Genomic DNA, 22593 nt, shown 5'->3' on the forward strand with positions numbered 1-22593 from the left:
AGCTTTCGCGTCAGGAGATCAGCCCCAGAGAGATGTTCCACAGGCGCTCCGCATTGGCTGGATCGAGCGCATAATGTGCGACACCCATCCAGTCGGTGGGACGTTTGGAAACGGTGGCAGCCTCGTTGCAGTCCTCGAAGTAGCGCCCGCCGACTCCCTCCAGCAGCGGAGATGCCGCCAGCATCACTGATGTAGCAGCACCTTGCTGCGGCGTTTTCCGGCGCTCGGCCGGCGTCTTCAAACCACCCGTGTGCTTCTGGAGGTTGGTGGCGATTGCGCCAGGGTTGAGGGCATTGGCAACGATACCGTCACTGGCCCAGCGCCGCGTTGCCTCCACAGCCAGCAGGGCGCAGGCGGTTTTGGACTGCCCATAGGCCACGAGCGGATCATAGGGCAGGAAATCAAAATGAAGGTCATCGAAGATCACCGGTGCGATCAGGTTTCCGCTCGAACTGACCGACACGATGCGGGCACCATTCGCCGCCGCGAGCGCGCGGTGCAAACCGAGGGTGAGCGCGAAATGCCCAAGGAAGTTGGTGGCGAACTGCATCTCCCAGCCTTCCGGGGTGCGTTCCAGGCTGGGTAGAGCCATGATGCCGGCATTGTTCACCAGGATGTGCAGGGGGCCTTCCCATTCGGCCACAAACGTGCGGAGGCTCCCTTGATCGGACAAGTCGAGACGGCGGACCCGAACAGCGGCATTGCCTGTCGACGACCGGATTCCGGCAGCCGTTTCCTCACCCGCTTCTACGTTTCGCACTCCCAACGTGACCTCGGCTCCGGCTCCCGCCAAAGCTCGCGCGGTCTCGATCCCAATGCCGGAGGACGCGCCCGTCACGACAACGCGCTTTCCCGCCAGGTTGACATCGGCCACGACCTCAGCAGCGGTCGAGCCAAATCCAAAAGGTGTTGTAACGAGCGTCATTGTTGATTCCTCTGTGTGGTGGGTACGGCGCTTTTGATCAGCCGAAGCCTGGTGCATAGCTAAATCCCTCCCACTCATGCGATAAGCAGGATAAGTTCGCATGAGGCGATGCAGGAAATCGAACAATGCCGCGCACTGGTCTGGTCGAGCTGAATGCTGTTGTCGCGGTCGCCTCCCATCGCAGCTTCCGGGCTGCGGCGACGGAGCTTGGGATGTCGCCGTCGGCTCTGAGCCACGCCATTGCGGCGTTGGAGCAGCGGATGGGTGTCCGGCTGTTCAATCGTACGACCCGGAGTGTGTCGCTCACGGAGGCCGGTGAACAGTTCCTGGCCAAGGTCGGGCCGGCACTGCGCGAGATCGCGGAAGCCATCGACGCGACAAACGTGTTTCGGGACAGCCCCGCCGGCACCCTGCGGCTCAACATGTCGGAAGGAGCCGCCCGGCAGCTCCTGACCCCTATCGTGCTCGAGTTCATGCGGCGTTACCCGCAGATGCACGTCGACCTCGTGACCCAGGGCCGTCTGGTCGACATCGTCGCCGAGGGGTTCGACGCCGGGATCCGCTTGGCTGAGGCAGTGCCGCAGGACATGATCGCGATTCCCTGTGGGCCGGAGCAGCGATATGCCGTGGTCGGATCCCCAGTCTACTTCGACAGCCACGCACGTCCAAAAACGCCTGGGGATCTTGTCGCGCACGAATGCATCCGTGGCCGCCTGCCGAGCGGTGCTATGCTCAAGTGGGAGTTTGAGAAGCGGGGCGAACAGATGGTGGTTGACGTGAAAGGGGCGCTCACCCTCGATCATTACGAGCTCTGGATCGAAGCCGCCCGGGAAGGTGCCGGGTTGGCTTATGTCAACGAATGGTCCGTATCCCATGAGATTTCGTCAGGGCGACTGATCCGAGTCCTTGAGGACTGGACGCCGCCGTTCCCTGGCCTTTCGCTCTATTACCCAGGTCACCGGCACGTGCCGGCCGGCTTACGGGCGTTCATCGGAATCATCAGGGAGGCTGTCTCACGACGTTGATCGGTCCTCTCCCTGCAACCCGGAAGCTACCCAGGTCAGGAAGCGCCAGCGAGCCCGGTTGCAGAGGAATGCCGCGCGGGTGCTACCCTCATTGGTTGCAGCCAAGTCCCTGCTTGGTCAGTCAGGAACGCTCCAGGTCTGACCGGTGGTCACGGCTGCTGAACGGAACCACACGATCGGATGCGGCGCCTTGCGGAACCGCTGTTCTTGCACAACGCCATCTGTGAGGCGTCTCACCCACGAGCCGCCTGAAGACGGTTGTGAAGTGCGACTGGCTCTGGAACCCAGAGTTCATGGCGACGTCGACGAGCGGAACGTCCGGGTTGAGCATCAGAGATTTGGCCAACTCGATCCTTTTGCCAAGCACGTAGTCATGCGGACGCCGGCCCATAGCGGCCTTGAACTGCTTGGCGAAATGCATCCGGCTCAGGCCGGCCGCCAAGGCGAGTTCCGGAAGGGTGATGTTCCTGTGCAGATGCTCACGAATATACCGGTCCACGCGGCTCAAACGCCATTTTGAGAGCCCTTTCCCACCAAGGTCTGTTGATGGATGCGCGGCATTGTCGTGAGATCGGGTCTCTGAAGACCCAAGCACCATCTGGATCGCATCAGCCAGGATCGCCTTCAGCGTGCAATCCGATGCATGGGCTTGCTCCAGGGCGAGCGTCAATTGCCTGAGAAGTTTCTCCCCTATGGGTCCGGCGATCGGCGGCTCCGCTTCCAGCGGTAGAGCCTCCGACCTTTGCGCCCCGTAATGTCGGACTGAGAGGGACTCGGTCTGCGCGCGCTGACTCACAAGCATCGAAACGTCTCCTTCGTAGCGGATCGTCTTGGGCCCGAGGACCTGACGTTAGCTCCGACGAAGCGGTCGATCTGTTACTCTGGAGGACGCGTCTGTTAGCAATAGGCGCAATCGGCCTTATACCTAGGTATTGGTCATGATGCAGCCAGATCTTCGCCAGGCGCTTTGCCGGGTCCGGCGTGCTTAGCCACAATGCGCTGGAGCCCCAGAGTGTAGGCTTCAAGCGCAAAGACATCATGATCAGTGAGGGTCCAGGGACCGCGATTGATACACTCAGCCGTATGACCTCGCACGGCGGCGTGGCAATGGCCAATCGCTGCGGTGGCCAGTTGCCAGCGTTACGCTACCGGAAGGAAGGCTGCTCCCATGAGAGCAGGTCAGATGCGCACGGGCGCTGCCTTGGTAAACTCGGCACGAGTGGTCGGGCGGCCGTCGATCGACTCGACGATGCTTTTTGAGCGCTCTAAGGACTCCATAAGGGACTTTGGGCCAGCAAAGGGCCGGCCGCCGATGTGCCAGCCATCCGGATGCAACTCTTCAATCAAGACCCACACGACTTCACGGAAGGCCTCGGACCCCTCAAAGCGGACCATGACGTCGGTCAGAGCCTTGGCCATCTCATGTTTTTCCTCGGTTGAAAAGACGCCCTCGACGAGCTTCACATTCACGAAAGGCATGGGATCCATCCTTGCTTTGGGGGTTGCCTGCTCAATTCTGTCAGGTTGGTGCTGCGAGAGCGTCAGCGATGACGGTTTCCGCTGACGCGAGTCGCTCGGCCATGCCTCTCGGCAGGCCATGCTTGCCCTCGAGCGCTGTTGACGGATTGTAGGTCACGTAAACCCTCCCTTGCCGGTCCTCTCGAACCAGAACGCGGAGGGGGAGTTCGAGGGCGAAGTCCGGCGCTGCGAGCATCAGCGGTGTCCCTCCTTTTGGGTTGCCATACACGACGACGGTCGTTGGAGGCAGGTCTAGTCCGACCGAGCGGGCAGCCGCACGATGGTCGATTGTCACAAATACCCTCAGGTTTTTGCTCTCAAGCGTTGATTGCAACCGGATCAGAGTGTCGGCGAATGAATAAGGGCTTTCGAGTCTCACGGCATCCTCCGCAGGGCTCCGCCGATCGAAGAGCAGTTCAGCACCACAGCCGTCGTCAGGGGCTTGATTCCGACCGCAGTCAGGGCTGTTCGAGGCACCGGATTGCTCCCAGCCCATGATTCTGAACTGAGCCTTTGAGGTGCCTCGAGTCATCCGCGGACCTGCAATAGCGGCATGATTGCATGCCTTAGCCGGGAGCGTCTTGCCGCAACGCATTGGTTTTGCGAATTTGCACGCCCAAGCACCCGCCGCTTACTGGAGAGCATCTCGTCGGTGTCGAAGAGCTATAAAGGCCGCTAAACGGCGGCCTTTCGAATCCATAGCGGTCGGTTTCGAATCTCACTTGTCCGCGATATTGACGATCAGCTTGCCGCTTGCGTCGCGATCTCGAATGGCCTGATAGGCTTCACCCACCGATTCCAGGGTGAAGTGGCGTTGATCGACACGGGGGGCGAGCTTGCCTGCCTCTGCCAATTGGGTTGCCTGACGCATGATCTCACCATGATGACTTCTTCCTTCGCCGGTCAGCAGAGGAAGCAATGTGAACACGCCGGAATAGGTTGCAGCACGAAAGGACAGCGGAGCCAAGGAATGCGTACCCCATCCCAGAATGCTCACAACATGTCCGAACCGGCGGATGGCTTGGAAGGATGCATCCAGCGTGGAACCGCCCACGGTATCCAGAATGATATCGAAGCCTTTCCCGTTCGTGTATGCGGCGACGTAGTCCTCGACGGACATCGCATGATAGTTGATTGGGACAGCCCCGAGTTGCTCGATGTAGGGACTGTTGGCTCCAGAATCTGTTGCGAACACCTCGGCACCGCGAGCATGAGCAATCTGGACCGCGATATGACCAACGCCGCCAGCACCTCCCTGAATCAGAACTTTCTGCCCGGCCTGCACGTTGGCCCGGTCGACAAGCCCCTCCCACGCCGTGATGAAGATCAACGGCAACGCTGCGGCTTCCCGCATAGTCAGGTTCGCAGGCTTGGGCGCAAGCAGGTCAGCATCAACCGCCGCAAATTCCGCAAGCGACCCTTGGTGGCCGCCGACACCGCCGGTCATGCCATAAACTTCGTCACCCCGTCGGAATTCAGTAACACCGGGACCAACCGCCTCGACGACACCCGCGAGGTCGATCCCCAGTATGGCCGGCAACGGGTGGCGGGCGTGAGCGGCTTGGCCCGCATGAATTTTGGTATCGAGCGGATTGACACCGCTGGCCATAATCCGAACGAGAACCTGGCCGGCTCTTGGTTCTGGACGGGCGACGGCCTCCACACGGAAAGAAGCCCCATGGGTATCGAGTACCGCGGCCGTCATCACGTTTGCTGTGGACATGAATTGCTCCTTCTGCTTTCCGGCCACAAGGTGAGCGCAATGTTCTTGTTTGGAAACCGACAATGATGCACGCGATTCATTCATAAATGAATGAGCAGGAGAGCGCCCGTGGAGTGGAGCGACCTACGCATCTTTCTGGCCATTGCCCGCGAGGGTACTCTCGGGGCAGCGGCGCGTAAGCTCGGGCAGAGCCAGCCAACGATGGGCAGGCGACTGCGTGCACTGGAGCTGGATGTCGGCCACACGCTGTTTCAACGCACAGGTGACGGCTTCATCCTAACGGATGAGGGTAGTGCGATGCTCTCTCACGCCGAACGGATCGAGGAAGAGGTGCTGGCCATCCAGCGCCAGCTTTCAGGTCAGGATCAGCAGCTCGAAGGCGCCATCCGCGTCTCGTCCTCGGACTGGTTCGGGACCCATATGCTGACACCGATCCTGGCCCAGTTCGCCCGCTTGCACCCACGTGTTGTCGTCGAGTTAGTGACGAGCGCACAACACCTCAGCTTAGTGCGGCGGGATGCCGACATGGCATTCCGGATCCGGCCATTCGATGATCCGGATGTTATCTCCCGCCGCCTCCTGCGCATTCCGTATGGTGCCTATATCAAATCGGGCTTGGAGCACCCACGTGCTGGCGACGGGATCGGCACGCCACTGATCACCATGGATTCAGCGTTAGCGACCCTGCCGGATGCGGTCTGGTTAAAGCGAATGCTTCCGAATGCTCACATCGTCTCACGGAGCAACAACAGGGACGTGCAGGGGCAGATGTGCGTCCATGGCGCTGGTGTCGCCGTCCTGCCGCGACCATTGGGGGATGCGCTCCACGGAGTGGAGCGCATCGACCTCGGTGAAGAGCCTCCCGACCGCGACACCTGGGTTGGCTACCACCGGGACATGAGACGGTTAGCCCGGCTCCGGGCACTTCTCGATCTCGTCATCGAAAAGCTGGCCGACACGAGTACCAGAGGCTAGTGCCTCGTTCAGATTCGGTTTCTCACATGACGACGAGCGGTCTTAGGGCTTGTGCTGATCGCCGCTCCTGTGGATTTGGCCAAGGCGGGTGCTGCGTACGCCCAAGCCAAGCGAGCCGAGCCCGAGAAAACTGCACCTGAGAAAAGTCTGTACAAACGGTTCGGGGTGTCTTCGCCATCGCGGCGGCGCTAGATCACTTCAGCGACGCCGTTGTAAAGAACCCCATCGTCGGCCAGAGAAGTCCAAGGACCCGAAGTTGCGGGAATGGCACACGAAGCACCTGGATCGGCTGCCCGGCCCCAAGTTCATGCGGACGCTGTGGGTCTGCAACGCTGCAGGTGGGCCGTCCTAGTTCACGGCCACCAAGCCGGCGCGAAACTGCTCGGCCTGGGGAGGCGCGCCGCAACCTCCAGATCTCCCCCGCAGAATTCGATGATGTGGCTGCTGAACTCGAAGGGACCCTGGACGTCCTCAAGGTCCCGAAACGCGAGAAGGCTGAGGTCCCAGTTGCCTTCGCCGCTATAAGAACGAGGTCACGGCTGGTTACGTCCGACGCTGAATCAGGCTCGCGGCCCGCCGATACGGGCTAAAGTTCAACATGATGTTCTCCTCATGTGAAGCGGTAGTGCCTAGCTTAAGGAGCGGAGCCGGCCGTATGTTGGTCCTGCTCCTGATCGAGGAGCAGGGTTTTGATGTCAGTGAGCACCAGATCCGGGTCGAGGAAGTCCAGGCTGTAGATGTTGCGGATCTGGCCCGAGGCATCGATCAGGAAGGCGCGGAAAATGTGGTACAGCGGCCCGCCCGCTGCGTCGGGATTGGGCTTAGCGCTGACAACTTGCCCGTAGGCGGCGAGCACAGGCGCGAGTGCCGAGTGGTCGGGGGCCGTGAGGAAGAGCCATTCGGGAGCACCAGTTTCATCGGACCGCCAAGCCGCCGCATACTCAGCAAGGACGCTTGGTGTATCAAGGTCTGGATCAAAGCTCATCGAGACCAGATGCATACGCTGGGCCAACCGTGCGTCCTTGGCTGCGAGGTCTTGCAGAAGAGACAACTGCAATGCCGCGGTCGGGCAGACGTCCCCGCAGCGCGTGTACATGAAAGCCAGGACGGTGATCCGCCCCTGAAGGAGGTCGGTCAGATCATGTTCTCGCCCCGTCTCATCCAGGACACTCCCCCCGGCCGCGGGTCGGATGGCCGGAAGCCGGTAGCTTCCAGGCTTCGGCAATGCAAAGGCGTAGCCGGTGCTCGGGCCGGTCGGCTGCCCCACGTCGGGGGCGCGCTCGTGCCGATCATGGGCTGGGGCTGTAAACGACGCTCCGCAGAGCAGGGCGGCCAGAATGAGACGGATGATGGCAAGGCTCGACATCGGATTCCTCCCGGATTCCTCCCCTCGCGGGGAACAGGCGGGAGCCCTCGGGCGCCCGCCTGGGGATCGTCAGCTCGCGTAGAGCTTCGAGGAGCCGAACGTCATCATGTGCGGGCGCCCCAATCCCTCGTGCATGAAATCGACCTCGAAGCGCGGCGCCAGCTCCTTTCCGTCCCAGGTGTAGGCCTTCAGGAACTGTTCGCCGTCAGCGCCCGTCTTGTCCCAGTTTGAGAGAAGCGAGCTGGTGTAATAGAGGCGCTTTCCGTCCCAGCTCTGCGAGACCATGTTGACCCCTCCGCCAATCTTCCTCTCGTAGATCTGCTTCGGCTTGTGGGGGTCAGAGACGTCAAAGACCCGGGTCATGCCGTCCATGAAGCTGTCGACGAACAGCGTCCTGTCGTCGGCGCTCAGGCTGATGTCAACGGGAACCGGCAGCTTGGCCGGATCGCCCACGTCCGCCACGGCTTCCGCCTTCCAGTCGCCGTCCGCGTCCTCGTAGACGAGCCACAGCTTAGAGGTGAGAGCCGTCGAGGTGAAGGCGTAGTTGTTATGAGGGCCCCAGGCCCAGCGGATCTCCAGCGGCGCGCCCGGAACGTTGAACACCTTCTTCGGCGTGCGGGCATGGAAGTCCCACAGAACCATGGTCTGACCGAAGTGCTTCATCGCCTCCTCATCCTTCACCACCTCGCCGAGGGGGCGCATGTAGTTGCTGAAGCCAGTAAAGGACGAGGTGAGCATGACGTTCTTGCGCGGAAGGACCCGAGCGTCGTAGCCGTAGCCGTCGGCAACCCTCTCGACGACCGCGCCTTGGGTATTCTCTGCAGTCGGTAGCCAGTGCGTGGTGATATACTGCCCGTCATTGGTGTACTCGACCAGTCCGGTACGCCCGTCGTGGTTCTTGTTCGACAGCCCCGGGATCAGCATGCGCCCCGGCAGGGCATAGGCGCCATGCGCGCCGACTACGCCCCCGCTCTTTTCAACGAAGTCGTCAATCGTCTTGACCAGCTTCGGATTGGCCGGGTCCGTCGCCACGTCAAAGATGTGGATCTTGCTGTCGGCCAAGCCTGCAACCCAGAAGTAGCGGCGGTCGTCCGTCAGCCCGCCGTGGTGGGCCTCGCCGCGCCCGCCGACCGAGTCCGAGTCGATCACCTTGCCGAAGGTCGGCGAGTCCTTGCGGACGTCGACGGTGACCACCTTGTCCTGCCCGTCGCCGACCCCCTCGACCCCGAGGGTCCAGACATAGACGAATTCCTCCTCGCCGGCGATCTTGGCCATGTACGGAGACTGGCAGGTCTCGTCAGCTTGAACTGGCTGACCGGCGAGCCATGCCCAGACGAGGGCGGCCGTACTCAGCAGAACCCGACGCATCCGGTTTCGCCGGACCGATAATGGTAACGACAGAACCAAGATCCTCGTCATCGCTCCCTCCTCAATATGGATGGTCGGTTGCACGCACGGGGTCGTGTGATCCCAAGCGCTCTATGCCGACGAGCAGGCCGTAGTGTGCCGCTCACCAGAATATTATGCGAGAAGTGGTCGGACATTGAGGCAGCCGGTGAGATGCTCCTGGGGCATGCATGGGAGCGCCTTTCTACTGCTCCGCTTCTCAAGTCGATCCGATCAACTCGGCTTTGTATTATGGGCTCTTACCCGTTGCTGAGCGGTGCGCTTGATCACACCTTAGGAGCGGGCGTAGGATTTGTACGCAACCTCTCGAGGTCTGTGCATGGTTCAGACGGCCATGTTCCTGCTGCCGGATACCGACATGAAGACCTTGAGGCGCCTGTCCTCCGCGCTCGCTAGAGCAAGGGTCAGCCAATGCGATCATGCGTTGATGAAAATTCATCTGCTCGCGAACGTCCAGAGTGGGTGAAACCTTCACCATCCAGCAGCTCAACGAATGTCGGCCCTTGAGCGTTGAAGCGAACCCGGCGCTGACGTCTCAAGAGTGCCATGTGTGGACGGCTCGCCGTTGGCAAGGGACCTGTTGAACGTTTCTGCCAGACTGGTCGGTGCGGCTGTGTGTTTGAGCTGCTGGTGCGGTATGCATGACCGCTGGCCGTTATGTCTGTAATACCGTCACCCACCTTGAGCAGCATGGCATCCATGATAGGGGATTATGGAGGCTCCAGGAGCTCGTTGCAGGCAAGGCCGTCAACGACGGGGGCGCAGCTCCGACGATATCCGAATTGTGCGATCGGGCGCCAGAGCTCCGCGCCGGATCGAGGAGCCGAGGGCAAGGAAAAGTTGCACTCCAGCGTGGCAGATCTCTGGCGTCGTGCCGCCCCTGGCTCCATAATCGCTGAAATACGACGGCTGCTGGCCTGGGGATCTCGATGATCTATTCGCCCTCCGCTTTAACGCGCCATGACGTGATGCCAGCGTTGCGGGCCCCGCAGCTCTTCGGCGAAACCGGCTGAGGCGCATGGAACATGGCCGGGAAGCATCTCCGATTCCAGGGTCTGTTTCAGAAATACTTCTTCGTGTTGTTTCTGGCCGTAGTCATCCCGCTTGCAACCAATGGCATCAGTGAGGCTTGGCTCGGCTATCGCGATCAACGAACGAGGCTCGAGCAGCTTCTGGGTGTCGAAGCGAGGTCAGCGGGAGCCAAGATCCAGGGCTTCGTCGACGGCCTTACCAATCAGCTGGGCTGGCTGGTTCAACTCCCCTGGACTGAAGAACCAGACGAGAGGCGGCGCATCGACTCCCTGCGTCTGCTGCGACAGGTGCCGGCTATCGTCAGCCTCACCCTGCTCGACGGCAATGGCCGGGAACGTCTGTATATATCACGTATAGGCCTGAACCGGAATGAGAGCCGGGTGAACCGCTCCGCCGATGTGGCGGTTGCAGGAGCCCGATCGGCCGGGATCTGGTACAGCAAGGTGAATTATTATCGGGACTCAGAGCCCTATATGACGATCGCGATGTCCGGCAACCGGCCCTCCGTCGGCCTGGTTGTCGCCGAGGTGAACCTAAAGCTGATCTGGGATGTGATCGCGGCTATCAAGTTCGGACAGACGGGCCACGCCTTCGTGCTCGATGAACAGGGGCGGCTCGTGGCCCATCCGGACATCAGTCTTATGCTGCGGGGTACCGATGAGACCACGATCGCGCCTTTTCGAGAGATCCTTGAGGCTGCCAGGCGGACCGGCCCGGACGTGGCGACGAGTCGGAATGCAGAAGGCACCGACGTTGCGGTCGCCGCTGCACCCGTAACCGGGCCAGATTGGACCGTTGTGGTCGAGCAGCCTCTCTCCGAAGCCTTCAAACCGATTTATGCAGCACTGTGGAGGACGGGCTGGCTTCTTATCGCCGGTGCCGCTTTCGCGGGCCTGCTAGCCTATGTGCTGGCCAGCCGGATGACCCAACCGATACATCTGCTCGAGAAAGGCACCGAGCGCATCGGTGCCGGACAGTTCAGCCACCGGATCGACATTGGGACAGGAGACGAACTTCAGCGGCTTGCCGAAAGCTTCAACGCAATGGCGGCGGGACTCGCAGAGTCGCAGGAACGTCAGGAGCGGATTGCCAAACTCAAGCGGTTTTTGGCGCCTCAGGTGGCGGAACTGGTTGACCGCACAGGCGACGACGACGTGCTGGAAGGCCGACGCACCGAAGTGGTAACCGTCTTCTGCGATTTGAGGGGCTTCACGGCATTTTCGGCAAGAGCGACTCCCGAAGAAGTGATGTACGTCCTGTCGGAGTACTATGATGCTTTGGGCCGGATCATCACAAGGTATGCGGCCACTCTCACCAGCTTTTCGGGCGATGGCCTGATGTTGCTGATCAACGCCCCTGTTTCCGTCGACGAGCCGGCCCTGCGTGCTGTCGATCTCGCGGTGGATATGCAGGTGAGCGTGCAGAAGCTCATCGTCGGCTGGCAAGAGCGAGGCTACCGGATCGGATTCGGGATGGGACTTGCCATGGGACCGGCCACGGTCGGGCGGATTGGTTATGAGAGCCGGTTTGACTATACGGCCATCGGCAGCGTCGTAAATCTCGCCGCCCGCTTGTGCGCGTCGGCCCTGGATCGCGAGATCCTCGCGGATGCGACGGTTGCGGAAGCGGTTAGGGACAGGCGCCATGTGCAACCGGTCGGCATGCGTCTGATCAAGGGATACGACAAAGAGTTCCTAGTGTACCGTGTGGCTGTCGCCGAGCGGCCTGAGGCGTCTTGATCTCTCCTACCCAAGGTCGCTCAAACTGGTTTGTTGACACTGGTGTTGGGGCTATAATGGCGCCAAGTCGTCGGATGCCCCTGAACACGCAGGATGACTGAATGACAGCGCCTGGAGCAAAATCCTATCTAGCCTATGTCCGCTACCTTCACACCCGGAGGCCGGTGCGGTGAGACGGCGGGACGCCCTCGCATGGCTCGGCAGCGCGGCGGCATGGACGCTTCCGGTGCGTGCGCAATCACCAGCCATACCTGTTATAGGCTATCTGGCGCCGGAATCGCCTGGACCGTTCGACAGTCGCCTCAAGGCATTCCGGCAAGGCCTTGCCGATGCCGGCTATGTCGAGGGCCGCAATGTAGAAATCGAGTACCGATGGGCGGAAGGCCGGTACGACCGGTTGCCCGCACTGGCGGCCGATCTTGCCAGCAGACAGGTCGCCGTCCTCGTCGCGTCCGGCGGCGCCCCTGCCGCGCTCGCTGCGAAAGCCGCGACGAAGTCGATCACCATCATCTTTGAAATGGGAGGTGACCCTGTCGCGCTTGGCGTGGTCGACAGCCTGTCGCGGCCGGGAGGCAATCTCACAGGCGTGTCGAGTTTGAGCGTGGAAGTATCACGCAAGAGGCTGGAATTCATGCATGACCTGCGTCCTGCTGTGTCGTCCTTCGGCGTTGCCGTCAATCCGACCAGCCCAACCTCAGGATCACAGGTGCGTAACCTCCAGACGGCGGCCGAGGCTCTCGGCGTTCGGCTCCATGTCATGAATGCCAGCACCGAAGGCGAGTTCGAAGCGATATTCCTGGCCGCCACCCGAGAACAGGCAGGAGGGATCGTCTTCACATCGGATCCCTACTTCGCCTTCCGAAGCACTCAGCTTGCCGATCTGTGCTTCCGCTATTCCATGCCCGCCGTCACGCAGTCCCGCGACTTTCCCATGGCAGGCGGCCTGATGAGTTATGGCGGCGACTTCGCGCAATCCCACCATCGTGCCGGCAGCTATGCCGGGCAGGTACTGAACGGCGAAAAACCGTCCAATTTACCGGTGCAGCTCGTGACGAAGGTCGAGTTGGCGATCAATCTCAAAACCGCAACCGCACTCAGCATCGCAGTCCCGTCGTCTCTGATCAGCGGGGCCGATACAGTCATTGAATGACGTCCCTCTTCGATTTCCAGCTGACGCTTTGGGGGTGACTGCGCGCATTGCGATGCAGCCTCACGGACAGGTTTCCCAGGATCCTTACTAATGGAGTCTCAAGCAGGTCGACCTGAGCGCTCGAGCGGGATCGCGTTAAGGTCGCCGCTCAAGGCGATCCTGGAGATAAGAATAAGTTCTTGCCTCTATTCACTTGCCAGTAGTGGCCGAAATTTGCGACCGTCAGCTCCGGGTCAGATTCAGAAATTGCCTGATTGATCTGGAATGTGCGATTTGGGCGTCCCAAGCTGACCTTCGATTTTCCTAAGCTTGATGTCCGCCACGCAATTTTCGTTTGTGGAATGGTCGAGGCAATTTTTACTAATGTCCAGCGTGTCACCTCCATGCATAAGTTCGTCCCAAGTTCTGGCAATCGCCCGTTATGACACCTCTCCATCGATTATCGGCGGCGGCGAGGGTTGGCGGTAAACCAGATATCGGCAGAGATACCTGCGCCGCCTGGATCTGCGCCATCTTGCTAGCGAATTCGCGGATCGAGTCGATCAGCTGATTGCGACGGCGCAGCTCGGCGTCATCGACCGCGTTGGTTTCCTGCTGCATCTTGTAATCAAATATCCAGACCCGGCGCTCGCCTTCCGGGGCGGTCATCATCGCTCGAGCGTCAGTTTCGAAATCACTATCAGCTTGCTCGCCAGGTTGATGCGCCGGGACAGCGTCATCACCTGCGTCTGCTCGATAATCCTGCCGCTTGCGTCCTTAACGTCATGCTCCAAGGGCCTAGTGACAAGGCGCGTAGGCTCACCGCGCAGCAGCCTAAAAGCATCCTGGCGCAGCTCGTAGATGCCGTCCCGTGCGGTCTGATGCGCTATGATCAGCGAGGCGCGGTCACCTGCAATTCGGTCGATGGTCGCATTTCGAGTCGCAGTATCGATCGCACGTCGCACCACCTGCACCTTACCACGTGTTGAAGCGGCTATGGCTTCTTGCAAAATTGGGGCTTTCACCTACCGATGCGTCTGGCGGCGTTATCGATGGCCTTGCGGGAGACGCCATACTTCTTGGAAAGCGGACTAACCGAGACGCCGGCGCACCATTGCTCGCCAAGCTCCTGCCATTGCTGCTCTGTGAGTTTAGCCTTAGCCATAGCGCGTTTCGCTATCCCTTCTGACTGACCTTTCTAAGTCGTAGGTTTGCAAATCTACCTGGGAGTGCGACTGGAGCGGAAGCGGCAAGTTTAGCCATGGCGCGTAAGGCCAAGGGTAGGTCTTCCGATCTACGCATTAGTTAACGTATCAGGGCGGATCCGCGCTAGCCCTATGTCGCGGGAGGAAGCAACAAGTAATCGCCGAATTCGATCAGTTGCCGCCCAGCCTTATCCTTCGCCAGGCTGGTGTATGAAGGGGCTGCTGGGATAAGTCCCAAGGCGTGGTGTAGCTCGACGGGAGCCCAGAGGTCGGTCCTCGCGCCCTCAATAGCGCCGTAGCGGGCCGGGCGCTGGGCGGGTGGTCATCGGCGATTTCCGGTTAGGGTTGGGTTGCGACATCCAGCTGCACCCGTGAGACCCCCCGATGACCAATCCCATGATGGACCTCAAGAGCCTGGTCGAGAAGACCCCTGACGCCGATCTGCTGCGCGAGATGATCAGCTTTGCGGCCGAACACCTGATGGAGTTGGAGGTCGGCACCCTCACCGGCGCTGCCTATGGCGAGAAGAGCCCGGAGTGCCTCGCCCAGCGCAACGGCTACCGTGAGCGCAACTGGCATACCCGCGCCGGCACGGTCGAACTGCGCATCCCCAAGCTGCGCACCAGTTCCTACTTCCCGGGCTTTCTCGAGCCGCGCCGCATGGCCGAGAAGGCGCTCACCACCGTGATCCAGGAGGGCTACATCCAGGGTATCTCGACCCGCTCGGTCGATGATCTCGTCAAGGCACTCTGCATGACCGGCATTTCTAAAAGTCAGGTCAGCCGCTTGTACGAGGAGATCGATGAGCGCGTGAACGCCTTCCTGGAGCGGCCGATCGAGGGCGAGTGGCCCTACCTGTGGATCGATGCCACCTACGTGAAGGTGCGCCAGAACGGCCGCATCGTGTCGGTGGCGGTGATTGTGGCGGTGGGCGTCAACAGCGACGGCCGGCGTGAGGTGCTGGGCCTGGACATCGGCCCTTCGGAGGCGGAAACCTTCTGGACCGCGCTTCTGCGAACGCTCACCCGGCGCGGCTTGCGCGGTGTGAAGCTGGTGATCTCGGACGCCGATGAAGAGATCAAGGCCGCCGTGCCCAAGGTGCTGAGCGCTACCTGGCAGAGGTGCCGGGTGCACTTCATAAGGAATGCCCTGGCGCATGCAGGCAAGAGCGGCCGGCGGGTGGTGTCAGCCTTCATGGCCACGGCTTTTGCCCAGAACACGCCCGAGGCGGCTCGACAGCAGTGGCGGCAAGTCGCTGACCAACTCCGCCTCAAGTTGCCGAAGCTGTCAGCCCTGATGGATGAAGCCGAGACGGATGTGCTGGCCTACATGGGCTTTCCGCCGCCGCACCGGACCACGCGGCATTCAACCAACCCGCTCAAGCGACTCAACGGCGAGATCAAGCGCCGCACGGACGTGCTGGGCATCTTCCCGAACGAGGCGGCGATCCGGCGGCTGGTGGGCGCGATCCTGCTGGAGCAGAACGACGAAGGGGCGGTGCAGCGGGCGCGCTATCTGACGCTGGAAACCGTGGCGCCGATGAGCGATGATCTGCTGGTCAGCTTGCCTGCCGTGGCGATCTGATCATCCCGGCTCTGGCCGGTGATCGTGGTGATCCGCCGTCAGTTACACCACGCTAAGGGACACGATCCGCTCGACGCCGGCCATCATCTCGCCGACCGTATCCTCGCCCCAGAGCCCGTTGCCGCCACCTCCAGCAGAATGCTCGGAACGCTGCCCGCGGCCGCTACCCAAACCGGTTCAGGGAACCGCCTTTGGGACTCGAACTCCTGATCCGGGCAACTTCAGCGGCAAGCCGTCACATCTCTTAGCGCCATGGTGCAATCTGGCATCCGCCGAACGCATTCAGGCGAGCTCAGCCCATCGCGCTGTGGCGTCGCATCGTTGAGCCAAGTCCGGCATTAAGGCGTAAACCCACTCCACCCACACCTCTCTGGAACTCAGCCCATGGCCCACTGACCTAACCCAACGGCATGTCACGCTTGACTGGACAAGCGTGGTATGTATTTTGGTCTGACCAAGGTAAAAGGAATGACCGGTGATCTTGAAATCACGCGGCTTAGGGAGAGTGGCGGCAAAGGGTTCGAGAAAGTTTTCGCCTTCCTGCGCGAACGCTTGCTCGCAGGCTCATTGCGACCGGGCGACCGGCTCATCCCTGAACGCGATCTCGCTGCGCAGCTCGGCGTCAGCCGACCGATCCTGCGTGAGGCTTTGCGTGCCCTGACCGTGCTCGGGGTCGTCGAGATCCGCGACCGTGTCGGTACGATCGTCCGCCGTCCCGACCTTTCCGTTCTCAACGATTTCTTCACCTTCGCCTTCGCGCAGCAATCGGAGGTCATCGATGACGTGATGCAGGCGCGCATCGCCATCGAATGCCAGGCCGTCCGATTGGCCGCCGAGCGTGCCACCGTCTCCGATTTCGAGAAGCTTCAGCTCGCCCTCACTCGGATCGCCGAGACAATCGACGACGCAGATGCTGGCAGCGCGGCAGATTTCGAGTTCCATCGCGCGGTCGTCACGGCAGGAAAGTCCGAGACGCTCATCGTCCTTCACGATTCCATGTCGGGTATCCTGATGCGCTCGCATCGGACGCGGCGAGAGTTGCTCCAGGTCTTCGACACGATGAAGACCTACCTGATCGAGGATCACCGCCGCATCTTCGATGCGATCGTGGCGCGCGATCCGGAACATGCGGAAAAAGTCATGCGCGAGCATTTCGCGATAGGTGACGATTTCCGCCGTCGCGCAGCCATCGGCAAGACGCAAAGCGCCTCGTGACGGAACAACGATAAGGGAGAGACGCCGTGACGGAGAACAACGTCCGCAAAGGAACAGTCGGCTTTGTCGGCCTGGGCACCATGGGGCGGGAGATGGCCCTCAACCTGCTCAAGGTAGGCTACACGGTCCATGCCTACGACGTCCGGAAGGAAGCCGTGGACGATCTTCTCCGCCATGGTGTCATCGGCGCCGAAAGCTTGGCGGATGCTACGACCGATGCGGACATCGTCATTTCCATGCTTCCCGACACGCCGCAGGTCGAAGAAGTCGTCTATGGCGAAGAAGGCCTTCTGGCGTTGCCACCGCGCGGGTGTCTCTTCGTCGACATGAGCACGATCTCGCCCGTCGCAGTCCGGCGCATGCATGCCGATCTTCAGTCCAAAGGCATTGCCTTCCTCGATGCGCCCGTGTCCGGTGGCCCGGTCGGCGCGAAGAGCGCTTCTCTTTCGATCATGGCCGGCGGCGACAAAGACGCCTTCTGGTCGGCCGAGCCGTATTTCCGTGCCATGGGCACGACGATCACCCATGTGGGCGAGGCGGGAGCCGGTCAGACGGTCAAGCTCTGCAATCAGCTCGTCTGCGCCATGAACATCCAGGCCATTTGCGAGGCGCTGGCGCTCGGCCGCGCCTCCGGCGTGGACCTCGACACGCTCCGCACCGTGCTCCTCGGCGGTTCGGCCGCATCCTGGATGCTCGACAAGCTCGGCCCCGCGATGATCGCCGGCGATGCCTCCGCGGGCTTTCGCATCGACCTGATGCTCAAGGACCTGCGTCTCGTGCAGGAGCAGGCGCTCTCCCTGTCCGTCCCGCTGCCGGGAACCGCGCTGGTGACGAGCCAGTACGTCGAGGCGCGCGCACATGGCGAAGGCACGAACGGCAACCAGGCTCTCTTCCGCGTCTATGACCGGATGACGAACCAGGCGACCGGGTGACGAGGGACGCACTGGAATGAACCTCAATCTGGACTTCGCCACCATCCTTGAGCGATGGCCGGCCTTCCTCGACGGGGCGCTGCTCACCCTTCAACTCGCCTTCATCGCGACTCTGCTCGGCACGGTCATCGGCGTTCTCGGCGCCATCGGCCGGCGCAGCCATCATCCCGTCGTCTCGCGGATCTGCGGCATCTATGTCGAGGCGATCCGCAACACGCCGCTTCTGGTCCAGATCTTCCTCGTCTATTTCGGCCTTGCCAGCCTTGGGCTGAAGTTCTCCGCCTTCGCTGTTGCGGCGGCGGCTCTGACGATCAATGTCGGGGCCTACACGACCGAGATCATCCGCGCGGGCTTCGACTCGATCCCTCGTGGACAGATTGAGGCCGCGGAAGGCCTCGCCCTGTCCCGCGCGCAGATCTACTGGCACGTGGTCATGTGGCCGGCCATCGAGAAGGTGTACCCGTCGCTGACAAGCCAGTTCGTGCTGCTGATGCTGGCCTCGTCGGTCACGTCTCAGATCTCGGCCGAGGAACTGACGGCCGTCGCAAACTACGTGCAGTCCGACACCTATCGAGCCTTCGAGACCTATATTCTGGTCGCGCTCGTCTACATCGTTCTATCGCTTGTCATGCGCGCCGGGTTCTGGCTGCTCGGGCTTGTCATCTTCCCGCGTCGCAGACGCCTCGGCACCCCTTTGTGAGGAGGAGACGATGGGCGGTTCCCTGAATGCCAATCACCTGATGTTCCTCGGCTATGGAGCCTTGTGGACCATCGGCCTGTCACTCATCGGTCTGCTCGGCGGCGGCATCGCGGGCTTCATCATTGCCCTCTGCCGCATTTCTCCGAGCAGGATCGTGCGGCTTCTCAGCGCCGGCTACGTCCAGATCATCCAGGGCACGCCGCTGCTGGTCATCATGTTCCTGACCTATTTCGGCCTGCCGACGCTCGGTATCACCGTCTCTCCGCTGACGGCCGCCGGAGCTTCGCTGACGATCTATGTCGGAGCCTATCTCGGCGAGATCTGGCGTGGGAGCATCGAGTCCGTTCCGAAGCCACAATGGGAAGCGGCCGAGGGGCTGGCCCTCAGCCGTTCCCAGCGCATGGTGAAAGTCATCCTGCCGCAGGCGGTCCGGATCGCCACGCCTCCGACCGTGGGCTTCATGGTCCAGATCATCAAGAACACCTCGCTGGCCTCCGTGGTCGGCTTCGTGGAGCTCGCGCGCTCGGGACAGATCATCAACAACTCCCTATTCGAGCCTTTCCTGATCTACACCATCATCGCGGTGATCTACTTCGCCCTCTGCTATCCGATCTCGCGCATCAGCCGCCGCCTGGAGATGCGCAGCGGCCCTGCCCGCCTCTCACTCGGGACTGCCTGATATGCACCAGACACTGAACGCGACACCCCAATCGCCGGTGGTATCCCTCAAGAACGTGCACAAGAGCTTCGGTCCGCTCAAAGTGCTCGACGGCGTCAGCTTCGCGGTGGATCGCGGAGAGGTTCTCGTCCTGATCGGGCGCAGCGGCTCCGGCAAGAGCACGGCCCTTCGCTGCATCGACCGGTTCGAGAAGATCGACAGTGGCGAGATTGTCGTATGCGATCATCGGGTCAGCGATCCCAAGCTCGATCTGAGAGCTTTGCGGCAGGATGTCGGCATCGTCTTCCAGAGCTACAACCTGTTCCCTCATCTGACGATCGAGGAGAACATCACGCTCGCCCCCTGCTCCGTGAAAGGTGTCTCTAAGGCCCAGGCTAAGGAGCAGGCACGGCAGGTCCTGGCTCAGGTCGGGCTGGAAGACAAACTCCATCAGTATCCCGAACAGCTCTCCGGCGGCCAGCAACAGCGGGCGGCGATTGCCCGCTCGCTCGCCATGCAGCCCAAGGTGATGCTGTTCGACGAAGTGACGTCGGCCCTCGACCCGGAACTCACCGGAGAGGTGCTGAAGGTCATCGAGGCGCTCGCTGCGGACGGCATGACCATGGTGATGGTCACGCACGAGATGGGATTTGCCAGGGGTATCGCCAACCGGGTGGTGTTCATGCATCGCGGCAAGGTCCATGAGACCGGTCCTGCCGCGATCCTGACATCGCCCGCAACTCCGGAACTCGCCCAGTTCGTTGGCACGGGGCTTTAACGACAACGACGATCAAGGGAGAAAACGACGATGATGAAGCGCTCGCTATCCGTAGCCGTATTCGCCATGACCTGCATGGCCGCACTCGGCACCTCGGCCGCCCATGCGGATCTTCTCGACGACATCATGAAGGCGAAGAAGATCCGCATCGCGACGGACATGGCGATCCCGCCGTCCGGAATGATGGACGCCAATCTCAAGCCGACGGGCTCGGACGTTGAGACCGCTCAGCTTCTGGCGAAGGATTGGGGCCTTGAGCTCGAGTTCGTCCAGACCACGGGCGCGACCCGCATCCCGAACGTCCAGACCAACAAGGCGGACATCATCATCTCGACCCTGTCCGTCACGCCGGAGCGCGCCAAGGTCATCGACTTCACCAAGGCCTATGCGGCGCTGCAATCCGTCGTGGCCTGCCTGAAGACCGTCGAGGCTAAGGACTGGAGCGACCTGAAGGGCAAGACCATTGCGGTTTCCCGCGGCACGACCCAAGACACTGAACTGTCGAACATGAAGGATCGCAACCTGACCCTCGCTCGCTTCGACGACGACGCCACCATGGTGACGGCCGCCGTCTCCGGACAGGCGGATTGCGTCGCGACCTCGGCGACGATCGCCAACCAGATCGGCGTCAAGAATCCCTCCCGCCCGTTCGAGCCGAAGGTGCTTATCCGGACCTTCGATCTCGCCATTGGCGTGCGCAAGGGCGAGCCGGCCCTGGTCGAGAAGCTCAACGAGTGGATTTCAACCAACCTGAAGAACGGCAAGCTGAACGAGATCTACAAGAAGTTCCACGGCACCGAGCTCCCGCAGGAGATGCGGAGCTGAGGCTAGAAGAATCCGCGTGGTGCCCCGGCACCACGCGGCCTACAATCGAAAAGCAAAAGGTGATTTTCAATGCGCGTCGTAATCGGATCGGACCATGCCGGATGGCCCCTCAAGAACGCGGTGGTCGAACACGTACGCTCGCTCGGCCATGAGGTCATCGATGTCGGATCCTTCGATGACAAGCCTGTCGACTTTCCGGACATCGCCCGCGCGTTGACCCAGAAGGTGAAGTCCGGCGAGGCGGAGCGGGGCATCATGGTCTGCGGCACTGGCGTCGGCGCGTCGATCGCGGCGAACAAGGTCAAGGGCATCCGCGCGGCCGTCTGTCACGATATCCACTCGGCCCATCAATCGGTCGAGCACGACGACGTGAACGTGATGTGCATCGGGGCCAAGATCGTCGGCACCTGGCTGGCGCAGGACCTCGTCGCGTCCTATCTGGCAGCCGAATTCTCGACCGACGAGGATTGCCGCCGGCGCGTCGAAATGCTTCACGCCATGGATGCCGAAGGCTGAAGCTGGCAGCGGTCCCGGGGGTACGGGCGACGAGTTTGGTCGAACGGGTTCGCTCCCCCGGTGCCGATGGATGCGCACCCCCGACCCCAGCTTTCCACAGGCTGGGATCGGGCAGGTTCCGCGGCAGTCGATCTGCCGCGCTTTCCGTCACTCGGCGAGGTAGCGCTCCACCAAACGGGCCCACAGTGCCGCTCCCGTGGTCAGGCTACCGTCGGCGAAGTCGTATTTCGAGCTGTGCAGAATGGCGGAATCCGTGCCGTTGCCGAGCCGCAGGAAGCTGCCGGGCTTGTGCTCAAGGAAATAGGCGAAATCCTCGCTTCCCGGAATGAGGTGGCAGGTCGAAACCCGGTCCGCTCCGATCAGCTCCTCCGCGACAGTGCGGGCGAAGGCGGTCTCAGTCTCCGAATTGACGACGACCGGATACCCCCGCTCGTACTCGATCTCAGTGGTGGCGCCATAGCCGTCTACAACGGACTGCGTCAGCTTGGCGATGCGCTCCTGTAGGAGATCGCGGATCTTCGGATCGAAGGAACGCACGCTGAGCGCGAGTTTGGCATATTCGGGAATCACGTTGACGGCGCTGCCCGCGTGTATCGTCCCGACAGTGACGACGGCCGTCTGTGTCGGATCGATGTTCCGCGAAACGATCGTCTGCAACGAGACCACCAGGTTGCACGCAACCACGATAGGATCGATGGTGAGATGAGGGCGCGAGGCGTGCCCGCCTTTGCCCGTGATGGTGATATTGACGGTGTCGGAGGAAGCCATCATTGGGCCGGAGCGCAGGAGGATGTTGCCCTCCGGCGCGCCGGGATGATTGTGCAGGCCGAAGATAGCATCGAAGGGAAAGCGCTCGAAGAGCCCATCGGCGATCATGGCCTGTGCGCCGCTGAACTTGCCGGCCTCTTCGGCCGGCTGGAAGATCAGCGTGACGGTGCCGTTGAAGCGGCGCGTCCGGGCCAGATACTCGGCGGCTCCCAACAACACGGTCGTATGTCCATCATGGCCGCAGGCATGCATCTTGCCGAGGGATTGGCTCGCATAGGCCAAGCCGCTCTCTTCCACGATCGGGAGAGCGTCCATGTCGGCCCTGATGGCGATGCCCTTTCGTCCGTCGCCCGCGCTCAGGCGCGCAACGACGCCATGCCCGCCGACATTGCGGGTTACCTCATAGCCCCAACCCTCGAGCTTGTCGGCGACGAAGCGCGCCGTTTCGGCCTCCTCGAAGGAGAGTTCAGGATTGGCATGAAGATGATGGCGGATGCCGGTGAGCTCCGCTTCCATGGTCTCGAAATCCGAGACCATGGCGAAGACGTTGTCGTTGAGCATGGTATTCATCCG

At 61.6% G+C, this 22593-nt stretch carries 23 protein-coding genes; 12 read left to right on the forward strand and 11 right to left on the reverse strand.

Features of this window, described 5'->3' with window-relative positions:
• Positions 1-10: 10 nt before the first annotated feature.
• On the reverse strand, positions 11-925 hold the full coding sequence (locus OC446_RS05525; RefSeq protein ID WP_262028052.1) for an SDR family NAD(P)-dependent oxidoreductase: 915 nt from the start codon (positions 923-925) through the stop codon (positions 11-13).
• Positions 926-1050: 125 nt separating this feature from the next.
• On the opposite strand from OC446_RS05525, the gene OC446_RS05530 reads away from it, so the two are divergent.
• Complete coding sequence (locus tag OC446_RS05530) at positions 1051-1950, forward strand: LysR family transcriptional regulator (RefSeq protein WP_262028053.1); 900 nt, start codon at positions 1051-1053, stop codon at positions 1948-1950.
• 121 nt (positions 1951-2071) lie between these two features.
• On the opposite strand, the gene OC446_RS05535 is transcribed toward OC446_RS05530, so the two are convergent.
• The 4 genes from OC446_RS05535 to OC446_RS05550 form a co-directional block, all read right to left on the reverse strand.
• On the reverse strand, positions 2072-2620 hold the full coding sequence (locus OC446_RS05535; RefSeq protein ID WP_262028054.1) for a helix-turn-helix transcriptional regulator: 549 nt from the start codon (positions 2618-2620) through the stop codon (positions 2072-2074).
• A 509-nt stretch (positions 2621-3129) separates the two neighbouring features.
• A complete protein-coding gene (locus tag OC446_RS05540; protein WP_262028055.1) occupies positions 3130-3429 on the reverse strand; it encodes a tautomerase family protein in 300 nt (99 codons plus the stop codon).
• Between the two features lie 40 nt (positions 3430-3469).
• Positions 3470-3847, reverse strand: a complete 378-nt coding sequence (locus OC446_RS05545) for a DUF302 domain-containing protein (RefSeq protein WP_262028056.1) — start codon at positions 3845-3847, stop codon at positions 3470-3472.
• Positions 3848-4186: 339 nt separating this feature from the next.
• Positions 4187-5191 carry a zinc-dependent alcohol dehydrogenase family protein gene (locus tag OC446_RS05550; protein ID WP_262028057.1) on the reverse strand — a complete coding sequence of 335 codons (1005 nt, stop codon included), beginning with the start codon at positions 5189-5191 and terminating at the stop codon, positions 4187-4189.
• A gap of 108 nt (positions 5192-5299) precedes the next feature.
• Here OC446_RS05550 and OC446_RS05555 point away from each other — a divergent pair, with 108 nt between their 5' ends.
• The gene (locus OC446_RS05555) at positions 5300-6166 is read left to right on the forward strand and encodes a LysR family transcriptional regulator (protein WP_262028058.1); all 867 of its coding nucleotides are present in this window, start codon (positions 5300-5302) and stop codon (positions 6164-6166) included.
• Positions 6167-6800: 634 nt separating this feature from the next.
• Here the strand turns inward: OC446_RS05555 and OC446_RS05560 are convergent.
• Both OC446_RS05560 and OC446_RS05565 read right to left on the reverse strand, forming a co-directional pair.
• Positions 6801-7532 (reverse strand): SCO family protein, encoded by a 732-nt coding sequence (locus OC446_RS05560; protein WP_262028059.1) that lies wholly within the window; start codon positions 7530-7532, stop codon positions 6801-6803.
• A gap of 69 nt (positions 7533-7601) precedes the next feature.
• The gene (locus OC446_RS05565; RefSeq protein WP_262028060.1) at positions 7602-8900 is read right to left on the reverse strand and encodes a selenium-binding family protein; all 1299 of its coding nucleotides are present in this window, start codon (positions 8898-8900) and stop codon (positions 7602-7604) included.
• A gap of 1064 nt (positions 8901-9964) precedes the next feature.
• Between OC446_RS05565 and OC446_RS05575 the strand changes: the two genes are divergently transcribed.
• Together OC446_RS05575 and OC446_RS05580 are read left to right on the forward strand one after the other, a co-directional pair.
• On the forward strand, positions 9965-11710 hold the full coding sequence (locus tag OC446_RS05575) for a cache domain-containing protein (RefSeq protein ID WP_262028061.1): 1746 nt from the start codon (positions 9965-9967) through the stop codon (positions 11708-11710).
• Positions 11711-11879: 169 nt separating this feature from the next.
• On the forward strand, positions 11880-12860 hold the full coding sequence (locus OC446_RS05580; RefSeq protein ID WP_262028062.1) for an ABC transporter substrate-binding protein: 981 nt from the start codon (positions 11880-11882) through the stop codon (positions 12858-12860).
• A gap of 148 nt (positions 12861-13008) precedes the next feature.
• Here the strand turns inward: OC446_RS05580 and OC446_RS05585 are convergent, their stop codons facing one another.
• From OC446_RS05585 to OC446_RS05595, 3 genes are read right to left on the reverse strand one after another with little or no spacing between them, the layout of a single operon-like run.
• Positions 13009-13245, reverse strand: coding sequence for a hypothetical protein (locus OC446_RS05585; RefSeq protein WP_262028063.1), 237 nt, complete (start codon positions 13243-13245; stop codon positions 13009-13011).
• Positions 13236-13511, reverse strand: coding sequence for a hypothetical protein (locus tag OC446_RS05590; RefSeq protein ID WP_262028064.1), 276 nt, complete (start codon positions 13509-13511; stop codon positions 13236-13238). The genes OC446_RS05585 and OC446_RS05590 overlap by 10 nt, the downstream gene beginning before the upstream one ends.
• Positions 13508-13864: a hypothetical protein gene (locus tag OC446_RS05595; RefSeq protein ID WP_262028065.1), complete on the reverse strand. Its 357-nt coding sequence runs from the start codon at positions 13862-13864 to the stop codon at positions 13508-13510. The genes OC446_RS05590 and OC446_RS05595 overlap by 4 nt, the downstream gene beginning before the upstream one ends.
• A gap of 564 nt (positions 13865-14428) precedes the next feature.
• Between OC446_RS05595 and OC446_RS05600 the strand changes: the two genes are divergently transcribed.
• From OC446_RS05600 to rpiB, 8 genes are all read left to right on the forward strand, one after another.
• Positions 14429-15628, forward strand: coding sequence for an IS256 family transposase (locus OC446_RS05600; protein WP_262028066.1), 1200 nt, complete (start codon positions 14429-14431; stop codon positions 15626-15628).
• Between the two features lie 468 nt (positions 15629-16096).
• The gene (locus OC446_RS05605) at positions 16097-16843 is read left to right on the forward strand and encodes a FadR/GntR family transcriptional regulator (RefSeq protein WP_262028067.1); all 747 of its coding nucleotides are present in this window, start codon (positions 16097-16099) and stop codon (positions 16841-16843) included.
• Positions 16844-16869: 26 nt separating this feature from the next.
• Positions 16870-17775 (forward strand): NAD(P)-dependent oxidoreductase, encoded by a 906-nt coding sequence (locus tag OC446_RS05610; RefSeq protein WP_262028068.1) that lies wholly within the window; start codon positions 16870-16872, stop codon positions 17773-17775.
• A 16-nt stretch (positions 17776-17791) separates the two neighbouring features.
• Positions 17792-18475 carry an amino acid ABC transporter permease gene (locus tag OC446_RS05615; protein ID WP_262028069.1) on the forward strand — a complete coding sequence of 228 codons (684 nt, stop codon included), beginning with the start codon at positions 17792-17794 and terminating at the stop codon, positions 18473-18475.
• Between the two features lie 10 nt (positions 18476-18485).
• On the forward strand, positions 18486-19154 hold the full coding sequence (locus OC446_RS05620; protein WP_262028070.1) for an amino acid ABC transporter permease: 669 nt from the start codon (positions 18486-18488) through the stop codon (positions 19152-19154).
• Between the two features lies 1 nt (position 19155).
• Complete coding sequence (locus OC446_RS05625) at positions 19156-19911, forward strand: amino acid ABC transporter ATP-binding protein (RefSeq protein WP_262028071.1); 756 nt, start codon at positions 19156-19158, stop codon at positions 19909-19911.
• Between the two features lie 66 nt (positions 19912-19977).
• The gene (locus tag OC446_RS05630) at positions 19978-20736 is read left to right on the forward strand and encodes a transporter substrate-binding domain-containing protein (RefSeq protein ID WP_262028151.1); all 759 of its coding nucleotides are present in this window, start codon (positions 19978-19980) and stop codon (positions 20734-20736) included.
• Between the two features lie 69 nt (positions 20737-20805).
• Positions 20806-21252 (forward strand): ribose 5-phosphate isomerase B, encoded by a 447-nt coding sequence (gene rpiB / locus OC446_RS05635; protein ID WP_262028072.1) that lies wholly within the window; start codon positions 20806-20808, stop codon positions 21250-21252.
• A gap of 147 nt (positions 21253-21399) precedes the next feature.
• Here the strand turns inward: rpiB and OC446_RS05640 are convergent, their stop codons facing one another.
• Positions 21400-22581, reverse strand: a complete 1182-nt coding sequence (locus OC446_RS05640) for a M20 aminoacylase family protein (RefSeq protein ID WP_410055014.1) — start codon at positions 22579-22581, stop codon at positions 21400-21402.
• Positions 22582-22593 lie beyond the last annotated feature (12 nt).

This window comes from Microvirga sp. Mcv34, from assembly GCF_024519725.1.
In the GTDB taxonomy this organism is placed as follows: domain Bacteria; phylum Pseudomonadota; class Alphaproteobacteria; order Rhizobiales; family Beijerinckiaceae; genus Microvirga.

Coding starts and splice junctions, on each gene's coding strand:
- OC446_RS05525 (WP_262028052.1), bottom strand. CDS start 925: ATGACGCTCGTTACAACACCTTTTGGATTTGGCTCGACCGCTGCTGAG.
- OC446_RS05530 (WP_262028053.1), top strand. CDS start 1,051: ATGCCGCGCACTGGTCTGGTCGAGCTGAATGCTGTTGTCGCGGTCGCC.
- OC446_RS05540 (WP_262028055.1), bottom strand. CDS start 3,429: ATGCCTTTCGTGAATGTGAAGCTCGTCGAGGGCGTCTTTTCAACCGAG.
- OC446_RS05550 (WP_262028057.1), bottom strand. CDS start 5,191: ATGTCCACAGCAAACGTGATGACGGCCGCGGTACTCGATACCCATGGG.
- OC446_RS05560 (WP_262028059.1), bottom strand. CDS start 7,532: ATGTCGAGCCTTGCCATCATCCGTCTCATTCTGGCCGCCCTGCTCTGC.
- OC446_RS05565 (WP_262028060.1), bottom strand. CDS start 8,900: ATGCGTCGGGTTCTGCTGAGTACGGCCGCCCTCGTCTGGGCATGGCTC.
- OC446_RS05575 (WP_262028061.1), top strand. CDS start 9,965: ATGGCCGGGAAGCATCTCCGATTCCAGGGTCTGTTTCAGAAATACTTC.
- OC446_RS05585 (WP_262028063.1), bottom strand. CDS start 13,245: ATGGAGGTGACACGCTGGACATTAGTAAAAATTGCCTCGACCATTCCA.
- OC446_RS05590 (WP_262028064.1), bottom strand. CDS start 13,511: ATGATGACCGCCCCGGAAGGCGAGCGCCGGGTCTGGATATTTGATTAC.
- OC446_RS05600 (WP_262028066.1), top strand. CDS start 14,429: ATGACCAATCCCATGATGGACCTCAAGAGCCTGGTCGAGAAGACCCCT.
- OC446_RS05605 (WP_262028067.1), top strand. CDS start 16,097: ATGACCGGTGATCTTGAAATCACGCGGCTTAGGGAGAGTGGCGGCAAA.
- OC446_RS05615 (WP_262028069.1), top strand. CDS start 17,792: ATGAACCTCAATCTGGACTTCGCCACCATCCTTGAGCGATGGCCGGCC.
- OC446_RS05620 (WP_262028070.1), top strand. CDS start 18,486: ATGGGCGGTTCCCTGAATGCCAATCACCTGATGTTCCTCGGCTATGGA.
- OC446_RS05625 (WP_262028071.1), top strand. CDS start 19,156: ATGCACCAGACACTGAACGCGACACCCCAATCGCCGGTGGTATCCCTC.
- OC446_RS05630 (WP_262028151.1), top strand. CDS start 19,978: ATGACCTGCATGGCCGCACTCGGCACCTCGGCCGCCCATGCGGATCTT.
- rpiB (WP_262028072.1), top strand. CDS start 20,806: ATGCGCGTCGTAATCGGATCGGACCATGCCGGATGGCCCCTCAAGAAC.
- OC446_RS05640 (WP_410055014.1), bottom strand. CDS start 22,581: ATGCTCAACGACAACGTCTTCGCCATGGTCTCGGATTTCGAGACCATG.